Genomic DNA, 21,491 nt, shown 5'->3' with positions numbered 1-21,491 from the left:
AGCAGTTTTGTTCAAACAGGCAAATATCTGCCTGTTTGATTCATTTAGATGCTGTAAAAATGGCATTGTTTAAGATTCAAATTTCTTTAATTTGTGATCAAAAACAAAGGGACCGAAGGGCAAAATTGAGGCGATAAAACCGAGAATAAACATTTTAATTGACCATTTCTGTTTTTCACAGACTGCAAACAGCACGGCCAAAAATAGAATAAACAGGATGCCGTGTCCCATACCGACGAATTTCACTAAGATCGGATTGCCCCAAATATATTTTAAAGGCATGGCAATAAACAGGAGAAGTAGGAAAGATAAGCCTTCCAGAAAACCAACAATACGTAAGGTTTTAATAGTCATATTCAAAACAATAAAATTGAGAATGAATCTCGATTCTAGCGGAAACGGGTGAATCTTTATACATAAAAAGTGGGTGCAATCGATAAAACTTTGTATGGCATGAGGGGTTGGTCATTATCAATAGGCACGCAAGGTTTGGGGTAATGTGCATAATTTCTATTCATTTAATCTCTAAAGTCAATAAGCGTTGTTTCAGCCTTAATAATTCAGGCAAGGTTTCGAGTAACAGGCTCATTTGCTTGAGTACCAATTGCCAATGTTCAGATAGCTCTGCTTCGTTGCTGATCTGCTGAATTTCATCCAGTTTGTTTTGGATGTGTTGTTGATCCAATTCGTGTTGCAGGATTAAGTTATCTTGTAAGGTCTGTAAACACCATTGCAACAGTTCCAAAATTTTCGGGTCTTGAACCTGCTCACGATGACTACCCAAAGCAGCAATATAACTGAGTTGGCTATGGCTATAGACCAGATAACGGAAGGCATGTTGAATCAGTTCAGGGTTTGGTTGTGGTTCAGCACTTAGACTGGAAATCATGCTAGACAGTTCAATTTGCGCGTCATGTGCTAAGCGACGCGCTTTACGGTAAGCCATACTGTTGTTTTTACCCTGCTGATATTGCTCCACAATGGCCGTGAAATAATCCAAGGTCGCATTACTGCTGTTCAGAATATTTTTCGAAATATTACGGAAATTCCAATCTGGCCAAATGGTGTTGACGGCAAACCATGCAATGAAACAGCCGAGTAGGGTATCTATAATGCGCGGTAGAATAATGTCATAACCCGCACCTTTGAGGTTGAAAATCAGCAGCACCATTAAGGTTGCCATGAGTGTAGCAATCGCATATTTTTGTGAGCGTAAATAGAAAAATGCCACCCCAGATAAAATGGTCAGGATCAGTTGTCCTTCTATACTGGGCACAAAATACAGTAGTGGTATACCTAAAATCACACCCAAAATTGTTCCGAGGGTTCTCAGCTTTAAACGACTTTTGGTAGCGAAATAACTGATTTGGCAGACGAATAAACTGGTGAGTAAAATCCAGTAACCATGTTTGGCAAATGGTAATAAAGAAATGGCATAGCCTACCGCAAAGACAAAGGCAATCCGCACTGCATGACGAAACAGGGCAGATTGTGGGGTCAAATGTTGACGGAGTTTAAGCCACAAGTCTGGTATGCCATGAATGTCATCATCCAGCAGATTTAAATTGTCTTGATGTGCAGAATAATGTTGTTGGTAATGGTCTTGTTCAATGGCTAAGTTGGAAAATTGTTCTTGGACATTACGTAAATTTCGTAACACCAAACTCAAGTTTTTGACTTCAATATTATGTGGATGATCTAAAATCCAATGGTGCATGGAATCTTCTAGGTATTGCAAAGCCGAGGCATGTGTCGAGTCCATTTCAAAAGCCTGTTGCTGCAAAATACATGCTGCCAACTGTTGGCAGGAATTGGCTTGCAAACGAATATTCTTTTGAATCCGAAAAATCAAATCGGTGCGGCTAAAGTTGCGATGAAGATTTTCATAGTGCAAATAATTTGAGGTGGCTTGCTCGTGAATGTCTTGCGCCAGAAAATATAGGTTGAGCCAATAAATCGTTTTTTGATTGGCCCGTGAGGCTTTTAATCGCGTGAGTAGTGAAGCCTTGCAATGATTTAAGCGTTGCACCACTTGCGCATTTTGTTGCGAAACATCAAACAGTAGGGTTTCAACATTATCAATATTATCGGGGTCAAACAGCCGCGCTTTCGCCTGAAGTAATGTGGAGAGTTGTTGAAAGCTTTGCGCTAAATTATCTTGGACGGCCTGAGTGGGTTTAAGCAAATAAAACAACATGGAACTGAGTCCATACCAGATTGCCCCCAAAACAAAATAACTGGGTTGTTGATACCATGCTTGATATTCACCCAGTCCGAACATGGTGTAAATCGACAGTAAAATGGTGCCAAAGGAAATGGCGGCATAGCGTTGTCCCAGTGCACCCATCAAAATTAGGAAGGCACTGGACAAAGACAAATACAAAATAAACAGCAATTTATACGAGGCGAGAAATTCGAGAATGCTGCTGACACTAAAAAATAAAATACAGACATAGAGCAGATTACGTAGGCGAATACTGAGTCGATCATCAAAATCGGTCAGTGCGGCAGCAATTGCACCGAGTGTTACCGGAACGATGAGCAGTTGATGGCCTGCATAGAACAAACCCAGTGTTGTTCCTGTCAACACAATCAAGATTTGTAGGCAATAGACCCAAATTGAATTGGAGAAAAAAGCACGCAGGAACTGACGTAAAGGATTCACAATGTTGTTCTTTATAGAGTGTTATCGTTTTCAATGAGCCTGACCTTTTTTAGTCTGGCTGTCAATTCTTGATTGATTTTTTAGTTTTGCTTTAAGCGGCGGTTCTGTATGAAGATGCAGCAGTTAAAGGGAGAATTTTCATTGAATAAGGCATGTGTAGGGCAGAATTGTGGATAAGTTATGGTTTATCAACAATGCATTTAGGCTTTGTACAGCATTGTGTATAACCCTGAACTTATCCACAGTTGGACTTAAATGACGCCACAGGCAATGCGTTCTCCACCACCGCCTAAAGGTTTAGGTTGATCGGCATAATTATCACTACCCGCATGAATCATCAGGGCATGGCCTTGAACATCTGCCAGTTTTAAGCGTGGTGCAATCAGTTTGAGTTGAGATTGTCCCGCAGAATTCACATGTAACACCGGTAAATCACCCATATGACCCGTCATCGGGGTTCCGTGGGCGACTTGAGTTGGATTGTAATGTCCGCCCGCGGCTAAAGCGGCCACCATTTTTCCGTCTTTTTCAGCAGGTTCACATGAACCTTTTTCGTGAATATGAAAACCGTGTGGGCCAGCAGGTAGGTTAGTTAATTGCGTTTGAATGATTAAGCCGACTGGGCTGTCTTGTAAGGTCACGGTTCCGACCGAAGCACCAATACCTTGGGCAGAAACACTATTTAATTGAACAGTCCGCACATTGGACGTGGATGGAGTTGGTGTTGTGCTACAACCTGCAATCAGCAGAGCAGTACAAAGTGTAAGTATCCCAGTATTGAAGTAAGAAGTTCGCATCGATGTTCCTTATTCTGTGATGGATGTGAATGATCACTATTTAATCAGAAATTGAGCGTGAATAAAGTATTGATTGCGTTTGGGAATGTATAAGTTTCATCAAGAAAAAAGCCAGTTGGCATACCACTGGCTTTAAGACGAGATCTTATTGAGGAGGGTCTTTGGGGGGATCAAAGTCATTATCCAGATCATAAGCGAGACTTGCTTTAGGCATCATGAGTGCTACTTCTTCATGGGTTTCATGCAGCCATTCACGCCAAATGGCGAGTAGTACTGCTAAAATTACCGGGCCAATAAAGAGTCCAACCAAACCGAAACTGGCAATACCCCCCAACACCCCAAACATAATCAGTAAGAATGGAATTTGGGTTGCGCCAGAAATGACCAAAGGACGAATGACATTGTCCGCAGTACTCACAATACAGACACCCCAAGCCATAACACCAATGGCTTCAATGGTTTGTCCCTGAGCAAACAGCCAGAGGGCAACAGAGGTATAGGCCAAAGGAGGACCGAAGGGAATGAGTGCCAGTAAGAAGGTAATAATGGTCAGTACCATTGGATTCGGCACACCTGCAACCAAATAGCTCAGACCTGCTAAAAATGACTGTGCAACAGCAGTTAAACCCACGCCATAGACCACAGCACGTGTGGTTTCAGAGATGGTATCAATATAATGGTGTACGCGCGGACCAATGACCATTTCCAGCGCTTTACTGACTTGATTTAAAATGGTTTGTCCATCACGGTAAAAGAAAAACAGCGACATGATGGCGAAACACAGTTTAATAATATTTTTACTAATTTCATTCAATAAAAATTTGCCATAATTCAGATGACCTTGAATCCAATTGGAAATATTCTGAATAATGCTGTTTGGGTCTTGATTTAATTCTTTGAGAGTCCGTGTAACTTCTTTACCAATCACAGGTAAGTCACGGATAAATTGAGGCACATTAAAATGCCCAGAAAAAACTTGTTTTTGTAGCTCGTAATAGAGATTACGTCCTTCATGCTGCAAAATAAAAATGGCAAAGGTGAGTGGAATACCAATCACCAAAATAATGAATAAGATCATCAGTGTTGCGCTGAGGGTAGAGCGTTGACCACAGGAACGGTAAATGGACTGGTACAGAGGCCAAGTCATATAGGCAATAATCGTGGCCCACAGTACAGGCACAATAAAGTATTTGAGCACATGAAAGCCCAAAAACATCAGGATAAAAAACAATCCAAATAACAAGACTTTCTGTATTGTAGGCGCGTATTGTTGCACTATCTTCACTGATCAATATTAAGGGTCAAACTCATCTTAACCGAAAACAGCACACTCGAAAATGAGTGCCCGGCAAGTTTCACATAATCTCGACGCGGTTGTGTTATCACTCAAAAATCAAAACCATTCGCTTGGATCATCAATAATCGCGTTCAATACAGGCTGCCATTGACTTTGCAGGGTTAAATAGTTTTTCTGAGATTTATCAAATACGCTTAAACCTTGCATGGCCAGTTGCCCATAAGCGGTACGTTCTGAAATCCATGCCACAGGTTGTTGTTCAATTTTGCTGAAGAACTCTTGAATTTCTTTTGAACCCGAAGTATTGGCTTTGACGCGGTTGGCCAACAGCAAAATCTGCACTTTTCCTTTACGAATCCGCTTAATCTCTTGCAAATGTTTTAAGAAGCGACGGGTACTGTCAATGTCGAAAAATGAAGGCTGTAATGGTGTGATAATGGCGTGGGCTTCACTGATTAATTGTTCGGCTTGACTGTCTGATAATGCCCCAGGTGCATCAATGACCAGATACTCAATGTTTTTTGGACTTTCACCCACGGACTTGTCCTGACGCCAATCCAGACTTTGAATGTTAGCCGCAGTTTCAGGGCGTTGTTTCAGCCACTGACGCGCCGATTTCTGATTGTCCGCATCGGCCAGAGCGACTTTATAGCCTTTTTGAGCTAATGCTGCGGCAAGACTAATCGCTGTGATAGTTTTCCCACAACCCCCTTTCTGATTGGCAATTAAAATTGTTTTCATGACCCTAAAGATTTAATTTTGTTCAGTCCTAGCATATCATTCTTTTGTGCGAAGACTAGGGCACAGGACAAAAGTTGTAAGTCAAAATTTATTTGAAGTTAGGAAGAATGCATGTCGATTTGGATGGCTATGCTGATAGGGGCATGTATTGGGGTTGTACTGACCACATTAATTTTAAGTCAAACCCGTAACGGTAAAATTAAAGCTGAATATGAGCGCTACATTGCGGAGTTACAACTGGAGCATCAGCAAGCATTAATCAATGCACAAAAACGCAGTGTGAATACCAGTCGTGCGGTGTTAAAAGGCAAAATGGCGGAACAATTCGCCCCGATTTTGCCCGAATTTCAATACTTACCCAGTGATGCTAAGTTTTTAGGCGATCCTGTAGATTATGTGGTCTTTGATGGTTATACCGATTTGCGCGATGGACAAGGCAAAGTTGATGATGTCGAGATTGTACTCATCGATATTAAAAGTGGAGGCGCGCGGCTTACTAAAGGTCAGCAAGCGATTGCACAAGCCATTCAGCAAGGTCGAATTCGTTTTGAGACCATTCGGATTGATTTTGAAGATAGCTAAACTCGACAGTCTTAAATCCGGTACGAAGAGCATTTAAGCAGACGAAGCTTTTTGCGCACGTGCCAATAACATTTGTTGCCCAATTTTTGGAATGCCTTCAGCATAAAAATAATCATATTGATCGAGCTGAAAACCAGCTTTGAGCAATGCCAGTTCAATATTACGATTTAAGCGACAACCATCTGCCAAACGTTTCTGAATAGGCGTAATCAGATGTTGCAGTTGGCGAATTTTTTTATTTTCGGTATTGAGCACATGCTCGACCAAATGCAAAGTTCCCGTCGGTTTGAGTACGCGTTGAATTTCTTGCAAGACGTGATCCAATCGTTTTACGCTACACAAAGTCCAAGTACTGACCACATGGTCGATGGAGTGATCGGCTAAGGGAATATGTTCCGCACGGGCTTGTAAATGCTGTACTTCGAGATTACTTGCAAAAATTCGGCTTGATGCCAATTTAAAAATATCTTGATTCGGCTCGAGGGCGTAGAGTAAATCTACATTTTGATAAAACGGTAGATTGATGCCTGTCCCAAAGCCAATTTCGAGCACTTCGCCTGCAACGGGCAGCAAAAGCTCGCGCCGTTTCTCCATTAAACTGGCCGTTTGCATGACCTGATTAAGCAAGTGAGGGAAAATCTGTTGTTGATAAAACTGATAAAGCATGGCGGTATCTGTCCAATTTAAATGGCGGTTGAATTGGGTGGTTGTGACCAAACTCTTCTATATTGTTACCAATTCTGCAAATTTTAAGCTGGGGTTCAGGCGTAAGATTGACACTAGAACAGGTTTAAAGGTATTGCAAGAGGTAGCCATGAACATTCGACTCATTGCACTGTCATTATTGGGTTTGAGTATGTTAAGTACAGGCTCAATGGCATCTTCGATTGAATATAATATTGCCAAGGGGTTGGCACCGATTGCTAAAGATCAATCGATTTCCGTGTTGCAGCCGTTTAAGGGGGATTTCCGAATTTTGGGGTCTAAAACCTATAGCGATGATGAACAAGCCAAGTTTTCACCGATTGATTATGCGGTCAGTTGGGGATTGTTTGCAGAACCTGAAATTGCCCGCCATATTTCAGTTAATCAGTATGACCGCTACTTGAATTGGAAAATGGATAAAGTCCCTGTGTCGACAGCACAAGCCATGCAAATGGTGTCGAATATGCATATTATTCCTGCCAATCCTAAGGTTGCACAGCAAATTCAGAAAGTTAAACGGGGCGATTTGGTGCGCTTGCAGGGCGATTTGGTCGAGATTAAAGACAAAGACTTGGTCTGGCGCTCATCTTTAACACCGACGGATACGGGCGATGGCGCATGTGAGTTGTTTCGCGTGAAATCCATTGTTTGGATTGAAAAAGTCAAAGCATAATTGAATCGACTGGGGCACTGTTCAACCTTTATTTCATGGTGAAGTGAAGGACAAATTTGAACAGTGCTTTTGCTGCTGAATGCGCAATTATTTTGCAGTTAATGCTTGCCCTTCAAACTCAATGCCTGTCCAGCCATTTTGCATAAATTGGCGAATGTTCTGATGATCTGCTGCTTCAGGCGTTGCCAATACCGCAGCATAGTGTTCTGCAAATAAAGACAAGGTTTGCTCAGGATCTAAATCATTGAGCTTGGCAAAAGAAAAGACTTTGGCACTGCCTTGGTTTTCAGTTGCAGCATTGCGGTGTTGTCCATTTTTGAACGCCGTTGGGCTATGGCTATAACGCGCTTCAATATAAGCCAATACATCTGCAAATTTAGCTTCACCTGATTGTAATTGTGCCAGTAAGTCCTGAGCCATAATGTTCTCAAATACAGTAGAAAATAGCTTCTGACTATAGCAAATTTTGCTTAAATTCGGATGTTTTTTATGTTGGTTCCGTTCTCATTTTATCAGGGGCAGCGTTGACAATACGCGATGAGAGGAGGATAACAGGGTTTATTTAATGTAGATCATGTAGGCATGAATTGGCTATTAGTGGCACTGGGTGGTGCAATCGGTGCTGTTTTTCGTTATGGTTTGGGCAGCTATTTCATTAAGTCCAGTTCGACCTTTCCGTGGGCAACGTGGTGCATTAACTTGCTGGGTTGTTTTTTGGCAGGTGTATTTTTTGCCTTTAGTCAGCAATATCCAGCTTTACAGAATAATGCACGTTTATTTTTAATGGTGGGCATCTTAGGAGGCTTTACCACATTTTCTAGTTTCGGCTTAGAAACCTTTAATTTATTGCGTGAAGGACAAGCCCTGTGGGCAATTGGCTATGCCGTTTCGAGTGTCATTATTGGGGTGATTCTTCTGGCTGTGGGCTATGTTATTTTTTCCTATTTATTGCAGCTTAAAACTTAAGCATAAAAAAAGAAGTCTAAGTGGAGGATAGGGGGCTTAGACTTCTCAATAGTTGTAGTCTAGAACGTCAAACTTAAATCAAGATTAATTTTTAATGGTTCCGTTGAAAACGTGCAAAACGTTTATTGAAGCTGGCAACGCGACCTTCATTACTGGCTTGACGGACTTCACCTGTATAAAACGGATGTGAGGCGCTAGAAATATCTAAGCTGACATAAGGATATACTTGTCCCTGATATTCTTTTTGCTGCGCTGTATGCATGGTACTGCCAATAATAAAATATGCATTGGCATTGGTATCATGGAACAGCACTTCACGATATTCGGGATGAATATTTGGACGCATGGTTGAACTCCTTATTGAATCTTAATTGATATGTTATAATATAACATAAATAATCCAAATAAAAAGACCGATATTGCTATTGGTCTTTTTTGGCGTTTTATTTGCTATGTAGGGAAGGGACAAGCTCTTCAAAGACGTCATTTAAATTGTCATTTACTTTTAAATGAATCAGATTCCAATAATGTCCTGATACGGTGCGATTGACCATTAAGGTGTCGGGAGAAGGTTTAAATACATCCCAATATTTCAGGGATGATTTCACCAGTTCCATGCCATCATGATGCGCTGAATTTTCTGCAAAATCATAATGTGTGGTCAGCGGGCGCATCAATACTTCTAACCACGCTTGATACAGTGGTTCAGGGAATTTTCCTTGTTCAGCAATGGCGTGTAAGGCATTCAGTTGCTGTTCAATTTCGGCAATATCCTGTCGACGTGAGGCTTGGATTAATTGTTTGAAATGATGCACGACTTCATTAGACAGCACTTTTACACCGCCGTAATCATAAATAATCACGCAGCCATCTTCACGGAAGGCGAAGTTGCCCGGATGCGGGTCACAGTGAAAGCGTTTCAGATAGAAAATTTCCTGCCCAATCGCCCGCAGTAAACGTCGACCTAATTCATTGCGGGTCTGTTGTGACCATGTGCTGGCCGTTTCAATACTGTCACCAACTTCTAGGCTTAAGGTCAGGACATGCCGAGAAGAATAGTCAGGATAGACTTTTGGAATAATAATTTTACTGTCGAGCTTCTCGTGGAATGTCCGTGCGACTTCTAAGTTCTGCGCTTCAATCTGGTAATTCAACTCGTTGTCTAAGCTGGTTTGAATTTCCTGAAATAAACGATCCTGCAATTTGCGATCGACCTTCAAAACCCCCATAAGACGTAATGCCAGTCGAACTTGTTTCAAGTCACTTTCACAGGCTTCATCTACCCCCGGATATTGCACCTTTACCACCACTTGTTCACCATGCGGTAAGATGGCTTTATGCACTTGACCAATCGAAGCAGCCGCAAAAGGCTGTTCATCAAAGTGTTTAAAGATTTGATCTAAAGGTTTGCCCAGTTCTTTTTCGAGTTGTTTTTTGATTTCGGCGAAATGCATGGCTGGGGCTTGGCGTTGCAGTTTGGCAATCGCTCGTGACACTTCAGGCGGGAAAATATCTTTATATTGTGAGGCAATTTGACCGACTTTCATCACGGCGCCTTTCATCTCACCGAGTGTGTTTGCAATTTGAATACCTATATCCTGAAACAACTGGCTACGTGCCGCATTTTTTTGTTCTTCATCGGCATTAAAGTTTCTAATCGAATTGGACACGGTTTTGGTGGCAATACTTGCGGTCATACTGGCAAGTTTCATAAAGCGACGACCAGGTGTGCGAGTCGTTTTGGCCATGCAGTGTACCTCGGAAAGATCTTAATCTTGAGTGTTTTTGATCATAGGCGTTAAAACTAAGTTTGCCTATTTTAAATTGTTAAAAATGCGTGAATATATTTGGATTTTTGCTTCAAACCTTCAACTTTTATGGTTGTTGTGGTGTATTTAAGGCTCAAATATATTGGATCATTTGGCAGCAATACGGGATGAAAAAAGACCAATAGGACATTGAAAAGCTGTATCGACTTTGATTGGAGCAACAGATTGATAGGCCTAAAATAGGCGCGTGTATTCCCTTGCATTCGAGCTACAAGGGAATACAGGCATTGATTAAGCCGACTGTTTGAGACGGTGGTTATTGAGATATAAACGGCTGAGCAACAGCACACAAGCAATACTTAAACCGACAATCAAGCCGACCCATACGCCTGCTGCTTGCATGGTGGTAAAGCGTGCCAAATAAATCCCCACGGGGAAAGCCACCACCCAATAGGCAATCATGGTAATCCACATTGGACCTTTGGTGTCTTGCATACCACGTAAACACCCCGCGGCACTGACTTGCCACGCATCCATAAGTTGGTAGGCAATTGCGAACAAAACCAAATACATCGCAATTTGTGCCACATCGTAGTCCGACGTATAAATCGCAATAATTTCAGCGCGAAACACCCAGAGCAGCAACATGGTCATCAGCGCCAAAACAGTTCCTGTTGCCAGTCCGAGATATTGGACTTTGCGCATGGCTGCCCAGTTCTTCTCACCATAATAGGTTCCTACGCGGATGGTGAGTGCAATGGCTAAGGACATTGGAATCATAAACAATTGTGAGGTAATCGAGATCGCAATTTGATGGGCGGCGACAATGGTATCGCCCAGTGGACTGAGAATAATGGCTGCGGTACTGAAAATACTGACTTCAAAGAAAATCGCTAAGCCAATCGGTAAACCCAATTTTAAAATACGTTTGACCCAGTAAGGGTCTATCTTTTCCCATAGGGCAAAGACTGGTGTCGACTTATATGCACTACTTTTAAAAATATACGTCGCAAGGGTCAGGAACATGAGCCACTGTAAAATGGCTGTTGCAAAACCACAGCCTGCACTGCCCAATTCGGGCACAGGTCCTAAGCCATACATAAACACAAAGTTCAACGGAATCAGCACGACCAAAGCCAAAAGGCTAATGGCGGTTACAGGTCGTGGATAACCTAAAGCCTCGGAATAACCCCGCAGCGCCGCATACATGGTCACGGCAGGCATACCAAAACCAATCGCATGTAAAAACAGGCTGGCTTTGGGTTGCAGGCTTTCAGGTACACCAAACAGCGGTAGTAAAAAGGGCATGACCTGTAAAATCAGTCCTGCAAGCATTCCTAAAATAAAAGCGACCCATAAGGACTGTCGGGCAATGGTGGCAATTTTTTCAGGTGTACGAGCACCTTTGGCTTCTGCCACCAGTGGCGTGGTCGCAATCATAATGCCACTAAATAGCAGCATGATAGGAATCCATAATCCCACACCGACCGCAATGGCGGCCAAATCTGTGGCAGATAAATGTCCTGCCATAATGGTATCAATCAGACCCAAACCAGCTTGGGCAAATTGTGTGATCAAAATAGGCAACATCAAATGGAAAAGTTGTTTTAATTCATAGCGGGTAGATATGACATTCGACACAAAAATTACTCATCTTCATTATGTGCTTGGTCAGAATAAATTTAGCGTTGTAAAGTGAGAAGCACACCAATAAAAATTACGACGCCACCAAGTAAACGCTGCCAATTCACAGGCGTTTTGTCGGTACCAAGTAGACCCAAATGGTCAAAAATCATTGACGTCAGGATTTGACCAAAAATAACCAACCCTGAGAACGTGAGAAAACCTAATTTAGGGGCAGTATAGATGCTTATACTGATGGCATAAACCCCTAAGCATCCACCCAGCCATAGGTATCCAGGAATACTGGAAAAATCTTGTAAATTGGGTTTAGGCACGGGTTGAAACAGTACCAACAGGGCTAAGACCATTGTTCCTACAGTAAATGACAACAACGCCGCTTGAAGTGGTGAATGCAAATGTTCTCTTAATTGGCTGTTAATTGCGGTTTGAAAGGTCATGGCAATCCCAATACCGAATGCAAGCGGTAAGAAAAACAGCAACTGGCTCGATATTTTCATCATTTTAAACCATTCATTCTTCTTGTCTTTTTATCAGTCTAATCCAAATACACACAGATTTCATAAGTGTCTTGATGCAGTCATGTTAAAATATGCAAGATTACCGCTGTGCTTTAGAGTCTTTTCCTTGGCTGATTTACATCCTGCAAATATTCCCTTGTCTTTATATATTCACATGCCGTGGTGTGTGCGTAAGTGCCCGTATTGCGATTTTAACTCGCATGCAGTACCCGATGGCAAACTGTCTTTGGATTTGGAGCAACAGTATTTACAGGCTTTGGTTGAGGACTTTAAGACTCAAGTTGAATTCGCTCAAGGTCGAGCCATTCATAGCGTGTTTATTGGCGGTGGAACGCCCTCGCTGATTTCTGCGCAAGGTTATCAATGGCTATTTAGCCAGTTAAAAGCCTTGCTGCCTTTTGAGGCCGATTGTGAAATAACTTTAGAAGCCAATCCAGGTACGGTCGAGCATGATCCTTTTGCTGATTATTTGACGGCAGGCATTAATCGCCTCTCGATTGGGGTACAAAGTTTTAACACCGAGCATTTAACCAAGTTGGGACGAATTCACAGCAATGCCGATGCGATTTCAGCGATTGGTTTGGCGCGTGATGCAGGCTTTCAGCGAATTAATGTGGATTTAATGCATGGTTTGCCAGAGCAAACCTTAGAACAGGCTTTACTGGATTTAAAGCTGGCGGTGGAAAATGGTGCAACGCATATTTCATGGTATCAATTGACCATTGAACCGAATACCGTTTTTTTTAGAACCCAACCGATTTTACCTGTAGATGACGTACTGGAAGAGATTCAAGTTCAAGGTGAAGCCTATTTAAAAGCACAAGGCTTTATTAACTATGAAGTTTCGGCATGGCGTAAGGAATTACCCTCGGCACATAATTTGAATTATTGGCAGTTTGGTGATTACTTGGCGATTGGGGCAGGCGCCCATGCCAAAGTTACCCAGCCAGATGGGGTATACCGTTTTCAAAAAACTCGGTTACCGAAAGATTATTTAGCCAAAGTCCCTGCGGAGCATGTGCAGTTTAAGCGGATTGAAGCAGATGAATTGCCGTTTGAGTTTATGATGAATGCGTTGCGTTTAAATGATGGGGTTGCTGCTGAAAATTATGCGCAGCGTACAGGTTTGAATCTAAACAGTTTAGCTGAAACTTTAGATTCACTGCGCAGTCGAAAATTGATGTCGGATGATATAAACCGTTTGGCATGTACCGAGCAGGGGCATGTATTCTTAAATTCGGTCTTGGAAGAGTTTCTTTGATTTTAAAATTTAACTTTATGTACGTGTATGAGTAGAAAATGGAAAGAAATTTATCGATTGATATTTTGAAAGTCATTTTAGCAATTGCTGTGGTTTTTTTACATACCCGTATTTTTTATGATCTATCGACACTCTTAAGCCATGTTTTCGTGCAGGGAATATTTAGGCTAGCAGTCCCTATTTTTTTAGTCATTACCGGCTATTATTTTGTTTATATTAATAGTCTCCAAAGATATAAAACATGGCTGAAACGTATTTTTATTTTGTATGCCGTTTGGATGATTTTTTATTTACCCCTATGGTGGACCCAAAGCTTTTCCTATAATCGTTCTGTTTTGTATAATGGTTATTATGTGCTTTGGTATATTCAGGGCGTGTTGTTGGGTGGCTCTATTTTATATTTCTGTAGAGCAATAAATGCGGAAAAGCTTTTTATTGGGAGTGCTGTTTTATTTTTGTTTGGGGTTATGCTTCAGCAAGTTGGTAATTTACATTTATTTCAGGGTCAAATAGATACTGAATTAAATACATACACGGTACATCGTAATTTTTTATTGGTGAGTTTCCCTTTTTTGACTTTAGGTTTTCTACTGAATAAATGTCAGGATAAAATTAAAAATAAAATAACGATCAAGCTTTGGCATGTCATTGTTGTAGTTTTTTTAGTGATCGTAGAATCACTCTCGAATTATTTTTTCATTAGTCGGAAGGAAAGCCTGGATCAGATGTTTTCCTTATTTATTGCCGCACCAATTATTTTTCTATATTTTTTCAATAAAAACATACTGGGGACAAATAAAGAGTTGGCAAGTTTATCGACAGCCATTTTTTTAATTCATCCTTTTTTTATTTACCATTTAAAAGGCTATTTTTTAAATCAACAAACCTTATTTAGTTTGGCTGTATTGGCATGTTCAATCTTTGCTGGATTAATATTGCTGAAAATGAATAAAAAACTAAAATACTTGTTATAAAAAAAGACCGTCTTAGCGGTCTTTTTTATTAAATTCATGACTTAGTAATCAAAACTAAAATGTTCCGCAGCTAACGAGGTCATGGTGCGTGAAGGGTTGACCATCGCTTCAGCATGACCTTGTGTGCGAGGTAACAAACGTTCAAAGTAGAAGTCAGCAACTTTGATTTTGGCTTTATAGAATTCAGGGGTTTCTTGACCTTCACCCGCTGCAAGTTTGGCAGAAGCCACAGCCGCTTGTTGTGCCCAGAAGTACGCCATCATCACATAGCCCGAGAACATGAGGAAGTCTACTGAAGCACTTGATACGATGTCACGGTCTTTACGTGCTGCAAGCATAATGCGGACAGTCAAGGTATTCCACTGTGCACAAAGCTTGGTTAAGTCCCACGCAAAACGGCGCATGTATTTGTTGCGTGCATGTTGACCACAGAATTTCAAAATTTCAGCCGTATAGTCACGAATCACTTTACCTTTTGAGGTCAGTAAAACTTTACGACCAATTAAATCGAGTGCTTGAACACCTGTGGTACCTTCATACAAAGTTGCAATACGTGCATCACGTGCAATTTGCTCCATGCCCCATTCTTTAATATAACCGTGACCACCATAAACTTGCATACCATGGTTGGCTGCTTCTAAGCCGAGTTCGGTCAGAAAACCTTTTAAAATTGGGGTATAAAATCCTAAATGATCATCTGCTGCTTCAAAAGCGGCTGTATCACCCAGAGTCAAGGCATCCGCCATTTTATCGGCAATTTGTGCAGCGTGATAAATCATGGCACGACCGCCTTCAGCAATGGCTTTTTGAGTCAACAACATGCGACGGACATCGGCATGGTGAATGATGGCATCAGCGACTTTTTCAGGATCTTTCTTGCCTGAAAGGGCACGCATCGACATGCGTTCTTTGGCATATGGTAGTGCGCCTTGGAAAGACAGTTCCGCATGTGCAATCCCTTGAATCGCTGTACCAATACGTGCAGTATTCATAAAGGTAAACATGGCATGCAAGCCTTTGTTTGGCTCACCAATCAAATAACCCACAGCATTGTCAAAGTTCAACACTGAGGTTGCAGAGGCGCGAATCCCCATTTTATGTTCAATTGAACCACAGCTTACAGGATTGCGTTCACCTAGGCTGCTGTCCTCATTCACCAAGAATTTAGGCACAATGAACAGAGAAATTCCTTTGGTCCCAGCAGGCGCATCTGGAAGACGCGCAAGCACGATATGAATGATGTTTTCCGTTAAATCTTGTTCGCCCGCAGAGATGAAGATTTTGGTGCCTGAAATGCTATAAGTGCCATCGGCATTTGGTTCTGCCTTAGTCTTTACTTGCCCCAAATCTGTACCACATTGTGGCTCGGTTAAACACATGGTGCCTGACCATGTCCCTGCCACTAAGTTTGGCATATACAGATTTTTTTGTTCATCTGTACCAAACTGTAAAATGGTGTTCATACAGCCAACACTTAAGCCTGGGTACATTTGGAATGACCAGTTTGCTGTCCCCATCATTTCCGATTTAATCAGGTTTAATGATTGTGGTAGATTCTGACCGCCAAATTCTTCAGGGAAAGACAAACCTTGCCAACCCCCTTGGACAAATTGGTCATAGGCTTCTTTAAAACCTTTTGGGGTTTTTACTTCACCATTGTCAAAATGACAGCCTTCTTCATCGCCAGATTGATTAATTGGAGAGAGTACGTTTTCACAGAAATCCGCTGCACCTTCTAGAATCATGTCTACAGTGTCAGCATCAGCAAGTTCGCCGTTGGATAAAGTTTTGTAATGTGCTGGGTAGTCAAACACTTCATTCATTAAAAAGCGAATGTCATGTAAAGGAGCTTTATATGCTGGCATGATATTAATCCTAATTTAAAAATAGTTTTGGATTATCTGAATCGATAATTTGATTATTCACATTAGTTATAAAAAATACATTGATAGTGTAGCCCAATAAAAATGTCAGAAAGGCTAATTAAGGTAAAAATTGTTATCAAAATATTGTATTTTTTTGCTACAGTATCTGCGGTCTTTTGATCATTTAATCAATTTTCTTGATGTCTTAAAGTATAAATAAATAAGGGGTTTAAAAAAACCTATGCGTTTAAAATATTTAAGTTGCTGTCTTTTAAGTTTGAGCATGGTCGGTTGCTCTCAGCATGTCATAAAATCCAATTCGAATGCATCTTCTTTGGCCAATACCTCTTTGGAACAACAAGCGGTCACTGGCGTCAATGCGATGTATGAATATCCGAGTTACGATTATCGCGGTAACATGGGTTTCCAGTTCGATACCAGTAAAGGCAAAGTTGCCAGCACTCAATCAGCTTCGAACTCAACGCAGAATTTAAACCCGGCCATTCAAAAGCAGTTAGATCAGTACTTAAAACAGCAAAAGTTGTCGTTGAGTAAACAGGAAAAGCAGGCCTTGTATGAGGCAATTGTTACGGAACAAAACCCGTATGCTTACGGTAAAGGTTCGGATTCATCGTCCGCGCGTGTTGCGGCTGGTCTGATGAATTTTATTAATGATTTAAAAATTAGCTATGATGGTTCGGTACATTATCGAGACAAAATGGCCTCGTTAAATCTGGTGGCCAAATATCAAAAACCAACGCTACTGGTTGAAGCCAAGCTCCCAATGGTAGTGGATTTTCAAAATTATAAGTTCTATGCCAATTATTTCGCTTTCATGCCGTACTTGGTCAATAAGGACAGTCAGGCATCTTATGCGTATCTAGATTTTTCAAAATACAAGCAAGAATTTGATCGTGTCAACGTACCTAAACTGGTCGATTACCTGAAACAGATGAATGCTTTGCCTTATGTACTGGCAGATACTAAACAGTTACAGCGTGTGCATGTCTCAGCATCAGAAAAACAACAGGGCATCCGCAACAAAATTCGCTACCAAGGTGATTTGGGCAGTTTAATCCTGCAAATGAATACTTTTGAGCAAATCAATAAACCGTACTTTAATCAGCAGGTCTTGGGGTTGGTTGAAACTGATGCTGTCAGTGAGGATGCTTCAACAGCAGCAGAAGAGGCTGCAAAAGCGGCAGAAGCGGCGGTTGCAGCAAGTAGTTCATCGGTGAGTACACAAGCTTCTTTATCTTCAGAGCGTGTTGCAACCTTAATCAACAATCGTTTGGATGAGTTGTTATATCCAGAGCAAGATGCAGCCGACACCGCTGAGAATACGGAAGATGTTGCCGAAGCACAGGGAGACGCCGTTGAAGAGGCTGCTGCGGAAGATGTTGCTACGGGTGCGGTTGCTACAGCATCATCAAGTCAACTTTTATCGGAGCAGGCGTGTGACGCACTGTTGGGCAGTAAAAAACATCTCGCAATAGGTGATGTGACTTACTGTCAGGATATGTACGGCATCAAGTTGTTACAACCAGTGCAAGACAATACGAAATCAACGGCTTCTGCTTCTACGCTTGAGAAAAACTTGCTGGCGATGCAAGAGATACAACATATTTTTGAACCGTATGTCAGCGAGAAATTGACCGATGTGCAAGCGTTTAAAGCACTATGGATCAAGCATCAGCCTGAAATTCAGGCTGCTTTAGCAGAGAGTGGACAGGCTATGCCAGTCACGATTGATGTTGCGCTGGATGATCAAGGTCGCGCGGTAGATTTAGCGTATCAATTACAATTTGCTGATGAAACGATTGGTAATTTCGGTATTCATGTCGATATGCAGGTTTCGAATTATGGACATGCCACCCCGATTGATAAAAAAGCGTTACGCGATGCCAAATCGGTTGAGGAAGTCACCAAAGGCTCAATGCTAGAAAATGTAGTGACAGGCTTTACCAAATCGTTAGGCATGTCTGAAAGTGCTGTGGATGGGCAGCAGACAGATCGTTTGAGCTTTGATCAGCAGTTGTCGGACTTGGCAGAAAAAACCTTTGCGAACACGGGTTCTTATATTAAAACCTATCAATCCGTATTCGTTTTGATGCTGTCTGCAAACCGTCCTGAAGTGGTGAAGCACTATAGCAATAGTGAATTAAATGAAATTGCAGAAGTCTACGCTTACCGTTTCAATGACCGTTTAGAAGAACCGAAAGGTAAAGCGTTAACACGCTTAAATGCACTCAAAGACAAGCATAAATTGCTTGAGCCAGACCAATTTGATGAGTTGGGCTATCGTGCTGCGCGTATTGTTCAGGACGCTTCGGAAGGTGCGAAAGAATATCAGGCATGGAACAAGCGAATTCAGCAGTATAAAACGCCGCAAGCTGTCTTTGCAGATTATTATATTGAGTTATTTAAGGATGACTATGAGCTGAATGCTGAGCAAACCACAACCTTAAAAAGTGCGGCAGCCGTGTTGGGTCAAGCCTTTGCCGATGATCGTAAGAATAAACTTTCTGAGCAATCGATTGCCAAGTTAAGCAAAGACCACGATGGTTTTATGGATTATGATCTGTATGAAAAAGCCTATGTGGCTGTGGTGACTCACCTGAAATAAAGCGATAGATCAAAAAAAGCCAACCCCAGTCGGTTGGCTTTTTTATTTGTTTTGGATTGGTTATTGAGTCATTTAAGGAAATCTTTTAACTCAGGCTTTACCCCATTCCAAATTGAAAAAGCTTCAATGGCTTGTCCGACTAACATGCCAAAACCTTCAGAACTTGGAATACCGCGTGCTTTGGCTTGATCAAGAAAACTGGAAGGTTTGCCGTACGCCATTTCATAGGCATGCTGAAAGATCAGTTGTTCTGGAAGGATTAAGGCTTCACCACTCAAACTGGCAGAAGTAGCATTAATCACCAAATCAAACTCTCCTGTTAATGCGGTGAGCGCTGTCGCACTGAGTTCAGCTTGCGGCACATGCTGCTGTAAATCTGTCACCAATTGTTCCGCCCGAGATAGGGTACGGTTGGCGATCACGATTTTTTTCGCACCTGCTTGTACCAAGGGGTAGATCACGCCACGTGTTGCTCCACCCGCCCCTAAAATTAAGATGCGACTTTGCGCGAGTGACCAACCCAAGGCGTGTATGGCATCGACCAGACCTTGACCATCGGTATTGTCGCCATAGAGTATGCCATCTTGCATCCATAGCGTATTGACGGCTTTAGCAATTTTTGCGCGTTCGGTCAGTACCTGACATTGCGCAAAGGCTTGCTCTTTAAATGGAACAGTGACATTCATACCACAGCCCCCTTGAGCGAAAAAATCTTGCACACTGGCTTCAAAGCCATCTAGAGGGGCTAAGCGTTTGCTGTAGTGGAGATCAATGCCCGTTTTTGCTGCAAAGGCATGATGAAGTTCAGGGGAACGAGACTGTTCAATCGGGTTGCCGATGACAGCGAATTGTTTGCTCATCGCACAAAATCCATGTGAGAAATGCCGTTCAATATACGGCAAATTGCACTCCGGCTAAAGCGCTAACCTATTTTTTCTGGGGTGAAAATCAAGTGTTTATGGATTACAAATATTGTGAATCGTATCAAAGATCAGTTTGGCTGTGGTCAAGGCTAAGCCAATCGCTGCAAGTACGGCAATACTGATCGACGCGTTATCATTGAATGCACTTTCGGAAAAAATAGTCGTACTGATTGAACTCAGGAAGACAATAGCAAAGCAAGAAAAAACCATGATGGTTGAACTAACTCTTTTTGTGAACATGTTAGAGACCTCAGATGACAGCACAGAACGATACGAGATTTTCATGTCATTAAAATGAATATATTAAAAATACCTTCTTTTAGTTTACGTATTTTTAAACCGTAAAGAGCGTAAATGCTGTTTTAAAGCGGTGACAGTATTTTTGATAAATGCAAAGAATAGACATTTTTGTAGAAGACATTCTACGGGGAGTTTGTAGGGAATTATACAAATCTAACCTATAAGTCGCCCTGATCTGGTTAAAAAGGGCGTACTTAAGGTTTCAAAATTGTAAGTGCGTGTGTCTATTTGAGTAGATTGAGCCAATCTTGAGGTTTTAAATAATAATCCGTGAGTTTTTTCTCGGCAGAGTCTGCCTCCCATTCAGGGCGATATGACCAACCCGCTAAATTAGGCAAACTGACCAAAATCGATTCAATTCGTCCGCCTGTTTGTAGCCCAAATAATGTGCCACGGTCATAAACCAGATTGTATTCTACATAACGACCACGACGGTAAAGCTGGAATTCACGTTGTGCTTCAGTATAGGGTTTATCTTGATTTTTTTGGAAAATGGGCAAGATGGCTTCAAGGTAGCCATTGCCTACGGCTTGAATGTAGTTAAAACAGGTTTCAAAGTCCCATTGATTTAAATCATCAAAGAATAATCCACCGACACCACGTTGTTCATCACGATGCTTTAAATAGAAATAGTCATCACACCATTGCTTATGCTCGGCATAGACGCCATCGCCAAATGGAGCACATAAGTCATACGCCGTTTGATGCCAAGACAGTACATCTTCATGGTTAGGATAAAATGGGGTGAGGTCAAAACCACCTCCAAACCACCAGATTGGGTCTTGTCCTTCAGGCTCCGCTACGAATAAACGGACATTGGCATGTGAAGTCGGCACATTGGGGTTTTTAGGATGAATCACTAAAGACACGCCCATGGCTTGGGCTTTTGCACCTGCAATTGTGGGATGGCGTTCAGTGGCAGACGCAGGTAGTTTGGAAATATTGATGTGCGAGAACATCACACCACCTTTCTCAATTACCGTACCATTTTGTAATACGCGTGAACGTCCGCCGCCGCCTTCAGGGCGTTGCCAATCATCAATGATAAATTCAGCGGTTCCACCACCAGCACGTTCTTGTTGTTCTAGACTGGCGCAAATACGGGCTTGTAAATCGAGAAGAAAATCACGAACACGTTGAATATCTGTGGACGTCGGATGCTGCATCTCAACCCTCTAAAAAAAT

General features: G+C 41.8%; 21 protein-coding genes. 6 read left to right on the top strand and 15 right to left on the bottom strand.

Features of this window, described 5'->3' with window-relative positions; translation table 11 throughout:
* Positions 1–69: 69 nt before the first annotated feature.
* From E0H94_RS05270 to E0H94_RS05250, 5 genes are all read right to left on the bottom strand, one after another.
* A complete protein-coding gene (locus E0H94_RS05270) occupies positions 70–354 on the bottom strand; it encodes a DUF3817 domain-containing protein (protein WP_131324020.1) in 285 nt (94 codons plus the stop codon).
* A gap of 160 nt (positions 355–514) precedes the next feature.
* Positions 515–2,665, bottom strand: coding sequence for a YccS family putative transporter (gene yccS / locus E0H94_RS05265; protein WP_131325449.1), 2,151 nt, complete (start codon positions 2,663–2,665; stop codon positions 515–517).
* Positions 2,666–2,916: 251 nt separating this feature from the next.
* Positions 2,917–3,462, bottom strand: a complete 546-nt coding sequence (gene sodC / locus E0H94_RS05260) for a superoxide dismutase family protein (protein ID WP_131325448.1) — start codon at positions 3,460–3,462, stop codon at positions 2,917–2,919.
* A 145-nt stretch (positions 3,463–3,607) separates the two neighbouring features.
* The gene (locus E0H94_RS05255; RefSeq protein ID WP_131325447.1) at positions 3,608–4,738 is read right to left on the bottom strand and encodes an AI-2E family transporter; all 1,131 of its coding nucleotides are present in this window, start codon (positions 4,736–4,738) and stop codon (positions 3,608–3,610) included.
* 117 nt (positions 4,739–4,855) lie between these two features.
* Positions 4,856–5,500: a ParA family protein gene (locus tag E0H94_RS05250; protein WP_131325446.1), complete on the bottom strand. Its 645-nt coding sequence runs from the start codon at positions 5,498–5,500 to the stop codon at positions 4,856–4,858.
* A gap of 111 nt (positions 5,501–5,611) precedes the next feature.
* Between E0H94_RS05250 and E0H94_RS05245 the strand changes: the two genes are divergently transcribed.
* A complete protein-coding gene (locus E0H94_RS05245) occupies positions 5,612–6,082 on the top strand; it encodes a Holliday junction resolvase-like protein (protein ID WP_131325445.1) in 471 nt (156 codons plus the stop codon).
* Between the two features lie 33 nt (positions 6,083–6,115).
* Here the strand turns inward: E0H94_RS05245 and E0H94_RS05240 are convergent, their stop codons facing one another.
* Positions 6,116–6,748, bottom strand: a complete 633-nt coding sequence (locus tag E0H94_RS05240) for a class I SAM-dependent methyltransferase (RefSeq protein WP_131325630.1) — start codon at positions 6,746–6,748, stop codon at positions 6,116–6,118.
* Between the two features lie 190 nt (positions 6,749–6,938).
* Here E0H94_RS05240 and E0H94_RS05235 point away from each other — a divergent pair, with 190 nt between their 5' ends.
* Positions 6,939–7,460 carry a hypothetical protein gene (locus E0H94_RS05235; RefSeq protein WP_227548559.1) on the top strand — a complete coding sequence of 174 codons (522 nt, stop codon included), beginning with the start codon at positions 6,939–6,941 and terminating at the stop codon, positions 7,458–7,460.
* An 87-nt stretch (positions 7,461–7,547) separates the two neighbouring features.
* On the opposite strand, the gene E0H94_RS05230 is transcribed toward E0H94_RS05235, so the two are convergent.
* On the bottom strand, positions 7,548–7,880 hold the full coding sequence (locus tag E0H94_RS05230; RefSeq protein ID WP_131325443.1) for a HopJ type III effector protein: 333 nt from the start codon (positions 7,878–7,880) through the stop codon (positions 7,548–7,550).
* 162 nt (positions 7,881–8,042) lie between these two features.
* Here E0H94_RS05230 and crcB point away from each other — a divergent pair, with 162 nt between their 5' ends.
* On the top strand, positions 8,043–8,426 hold the full coding sequence (gene crcB / locus E0H94_RS05225) for a fluoride efflux transporter CrcB (RefSeq protein WP_131325442.1): 384 nt from the start codon (positions 8,043–8,045) through the stop codon (positions 8,424–8,426).
* 91 nt (positions 8,427–8,517) lie between these two features.
* Here the strand turns inward: crcB and E0H94_RS05220 are convergent, their stop codons facing one another.
* The 4 genes from E0H94_RS05220 to E0H94_RS05205 form a co-directional block, all read right to left on the bottom strand.
* Positions 8,518–8,772 carry a type B 50S ribosomal protein L31 gene (locus E0H94_RS05220; protein ID WP_131325441.1) on the bottom strand — a complete coding sequence of 85 codons (255 nt, stop codon included), beginning with the start codon at positions 8,770–8,772 and terminating at the stop codon, positions 8,518–8,520.
* Positions 8,773–8,869: 97 nt separating this feature from the next.
* Positions 8,870–10,174 (bottom strand): ABC1 kinase family protein, encoded by a 1,305-nt coding sequence (locus tag E0H94_RS05215; RefSeq protein ID WP_131325440.1) that lies wholly within the window; start codon positions 10,172–10,174, stop codon positions 8,870–8,872.
* A gap of 312 nt (positions 10,175–10,486) precedes the next feature.
* Entirely contained in the window at positions 10,487–11,785 is a 1,299-nt protein-coding gene (locus tag E0H94_RS05210) for an MATE family efflux transporter (RefSeq protein ID WP_165495588.1), read from the bottom strand.
* A 92-nt stretch (positions 11,786–11,877) separates the two neighbouring features.
* A complete protein-coding gene (locus E0H94_RS05205) occupies positions 11,878–12,339 on the bottom strand; it encodes a DMT family transporter (protein WP_131325438.1) in 462 nt (153 codons plus the stop codon).
* A gap of 124 nt (positions 12,340–12,463) precedes the next feature.
* Between E0H94_RS05205 and hemW the strand changes: the two genes are divergently transcribed.
* Both hemW and E0H94_RS05195 read left to right on the top strand, forming a co-directional pair.
* Complete coding sequence (hemW, locus tag E0H94_RS05200) at positions 12,464–13,618, top strand: radical SAM family heme chaperone HemW (RefSeq protein ID WP_131325437.1); 1,155 nt, start codon at positions 12,464–12,466, stop codon at positions 13,616–13,618.
* A gap of 38 nt (positions 13,619–13,656) precedes the next feature.
* Complete coding sequence (locus tag E0H94_RS05195) at positions 13,657–14,592, top strand: acyltransferase family protein (RefSeq protein WP_131325436.1); 936 nt, start codon at positions 13,657–13,659, stop codon at positions 14,590–14,592.
* Positions 14,593–14,633: 41 nt separating this feature from the next.
* Here E0H94_RS05195 and E0H94_RS05190 read toward each other — a convergent pair whose 3' ends face one another.
* Complete coding sequence (locus tag E0H94_RS05190) at positions 14,634–16,457, bottom strand: acyl-CoA dehydrogenase C-terminal domain-containing protein (protein ID WP_131325435.1); 1,824 nt, start codon at positions 16,455–16,457, stop codon at positions 14,634–14,636.
* Positions 16,458–16,698: 241 nt separating this feature from the next.
* Between E0H94_RS05190 and E0H94_RS05185 the strand changes: the two genes are divergently transcribed.
* Positions 16,699–19,083, top strand: coding sequence for a hypothetical protein (locus E0H94_RS05185; protein WP_131325434.1), 2,385 nt, complete (start codon positions 16,699–16,701; stop codon positions 19,081–19,083).
* A 68-nt stretch (positions 19,084–19,151) separates the two neighbouring features.
* On the opposite strand, the gene aroE is transcribed toward E0H94_RS05185, so the two are convergent.
* From aroE to hemF, 3 genes are all read right to left on the bottom strand, one after another.
* Positions 19,152–19,943, bottom strand: a complete 792-nt coding sequence (aroE, locus tag E0H94_RS05180; protein ID WP_131325433.1) for a shikimate dehydrogenase — start codon at positions 19,941–19,943, stop codon at positions 19,152–19,154.
* 96 nt (positions 19,944–20,039) lie between these two features.
* Positions 20,040–20,246 (bottom strand): hypothetical protein, encoded by a 207-nt coding sequence (locus tag E0H94_RS05175; RefSeq protein ID WP_016168637.1) that lies wholly within the window; start codon positions 20,244–20,246, stop codon positions 20,040–20,042.
* A 284-nt stretch (positions 20,247–20,530) separates the two neighbouring features.
* Positions 20,531–21,472 carry an oxygen-dependent coproporphyrinogen oxidase gene (hemF, locus tag E0H94_RS05170; protein ID WP_131325432.1) on the bottom strand — a complete coding sequence of 314 codons (942 nt, stop codon included), beginning with the start codon at positions 21,470–21,472 and terminating at the stop codon, positions 20,531–20,533.
* Positions 21,473–21,491 lie beyond the last annotated feature (19 nt).

Source organism: Acinetobacter sp. ANC 4173 (assembly GCF_004331255.1).
Lineage (GTDB): Bacteria > Pseudomonadota > Gammaproteobacteria > Pseudomonadales > Moraxellaceae > Acinetobacter.
The sequence above is the reverse complement of the archived record's forward strand: the minus strand, read 5'-3'. Positions and strand labels throughout refer to the sequence as shown.

What these genes read in the sequence shown, in the direction of transcription:
- E0H94_RS05175 (WP_016168637.1), bottom strand. Translation starts at nt 20,246, where the DNA reads ATGTTCACAAAAAGAGTTAGTTCAACCATCATGGTTTTTTCTTGCTTT.
- E0H94_RS05230 (WP_131325443.1), bottom strand. Translation starts at nt 7,880, where the DNA reads ATGGCTCAGGACTTACTGGCACAATTACAATCAGGTGAAGCTAAATTT.
- E0H94_RS05185 (WP_131325434.1), top strand. Translation starts at nt 16,699, where the DNA reads ATGCGTTTAAAATATTTAAGTTGCTGTCTTTTAAGTTTGAGCATGGTC.
- crcB (WP_131325442.1), top strand. Translation starts at nt 8,043, where the DNA reads ATGAATTGGCTATTAGTGGCACTGGGTGGTGCAATCGGTGCTGTTTTT.
- sodC (WP_131325448.1), bottom strand. Translation starts at nt 3,462, where the DNA reads ATGCGAACTTCTTACTTCAATACTGGGATACTTACACTTTGTACTGCT.
- E0H94_RS05235 (WP_227548559.1), top strand. Translation starts at nt 6,939, where the DNA reads ATGTTAAGTACAGGCTCAATGGCATCTTCGATTGAATATAATATTGCC.
- E0H94_RS05220 (WP_131325441.1), bottom strand. Translation starts at nt 8,772, where the DNA reads ATGCGTCCAAATATTCATCCCGAATATCGTGAAGTGCTGTTCCATGAT.
- E0H94_RS05210 (WP_165495588.1), bottom strand. Translation starts at nt 11,785, where the DNA reads ATGTTGCCTATTTTGATCACACAATTTGCCCAAGCTGGTTTGGGTCTG.
- E0H94_RS05190 (WP_131325435.1), bottom strand. Translation starts at nt 16,457, where the DNA reads ATGCCAGCATATAAAGCTCCTTTACATGACATTCGCTTTTTAATGAAT.
- E0H94_RS05250 (WP_131325446.1), bottom strand. Translation starts at nt 5,500, where the DNA reads ATGAAAACAATTTTAATTGCCAATCAGAAAGGGGGTTGTGGGAAAACT.
- E0H94_RS05245 (WP_131325445.1), top strand. Translation starts at nt 5,612, where the DNA reads ATGTCGATTTGGATGGCTATGCTGATAGGGGCATGTATTGGGGTTGTA.
- E0H94_RS05215 (WP_131325440.1), bottom strand. Translation starts at nt 10,174, where the DNA reads ATGGCCAAAACGACTCGCACACCTGGTCGTCGCTTTATGAAACTTGCC.
- E0H94_RS05205 (WP_131325438.1), bottom strand. Translation starts at nt 12,339, where the DNA reads ATGATGAAAATATCGAGCCAGTTGCTGTTTTTCTTACCGCTTGCATTC.
- E0H94_RS05195 (WP_131325436.1), top strand. Translation starts at nt 13,657, where the DNA reads ATGGAAAGAAATTTATCGATTGATATTTTGAAAGTCATTTTAGCAATT.
- aroE (WP_131325433.1), bottom strand. Translation starts at nt 19,943, where the DNA reads ATGAGCAAACAATTCGCTGTCATCGGCAACCCGATTGAACAGTCTCGT.
- E0H94_RS05240 (WP_131325630.1), bottom strand. Translation starts at nt 6,748, where the DNA reads ATGCTTTATCAGTTTTATCAACAACAGATTTTCCCTCACTTGCTTAAT.
- hemF (WP_131325432.1), bottom strand. Translation starts at nt 21,472, where the DNA reads ATGCAGCATCCGACGTCCACAGATATTCAACGTGTTCGTGATTTTCTT.
- E0H94_RS05270 (WP_131324020.1), bottom strand. Translation starts at nt 354, where the DNA reads ATGACTATTAAAACCTTACGTATTGTTGGTTTTCTGGAAGGCTTATCT.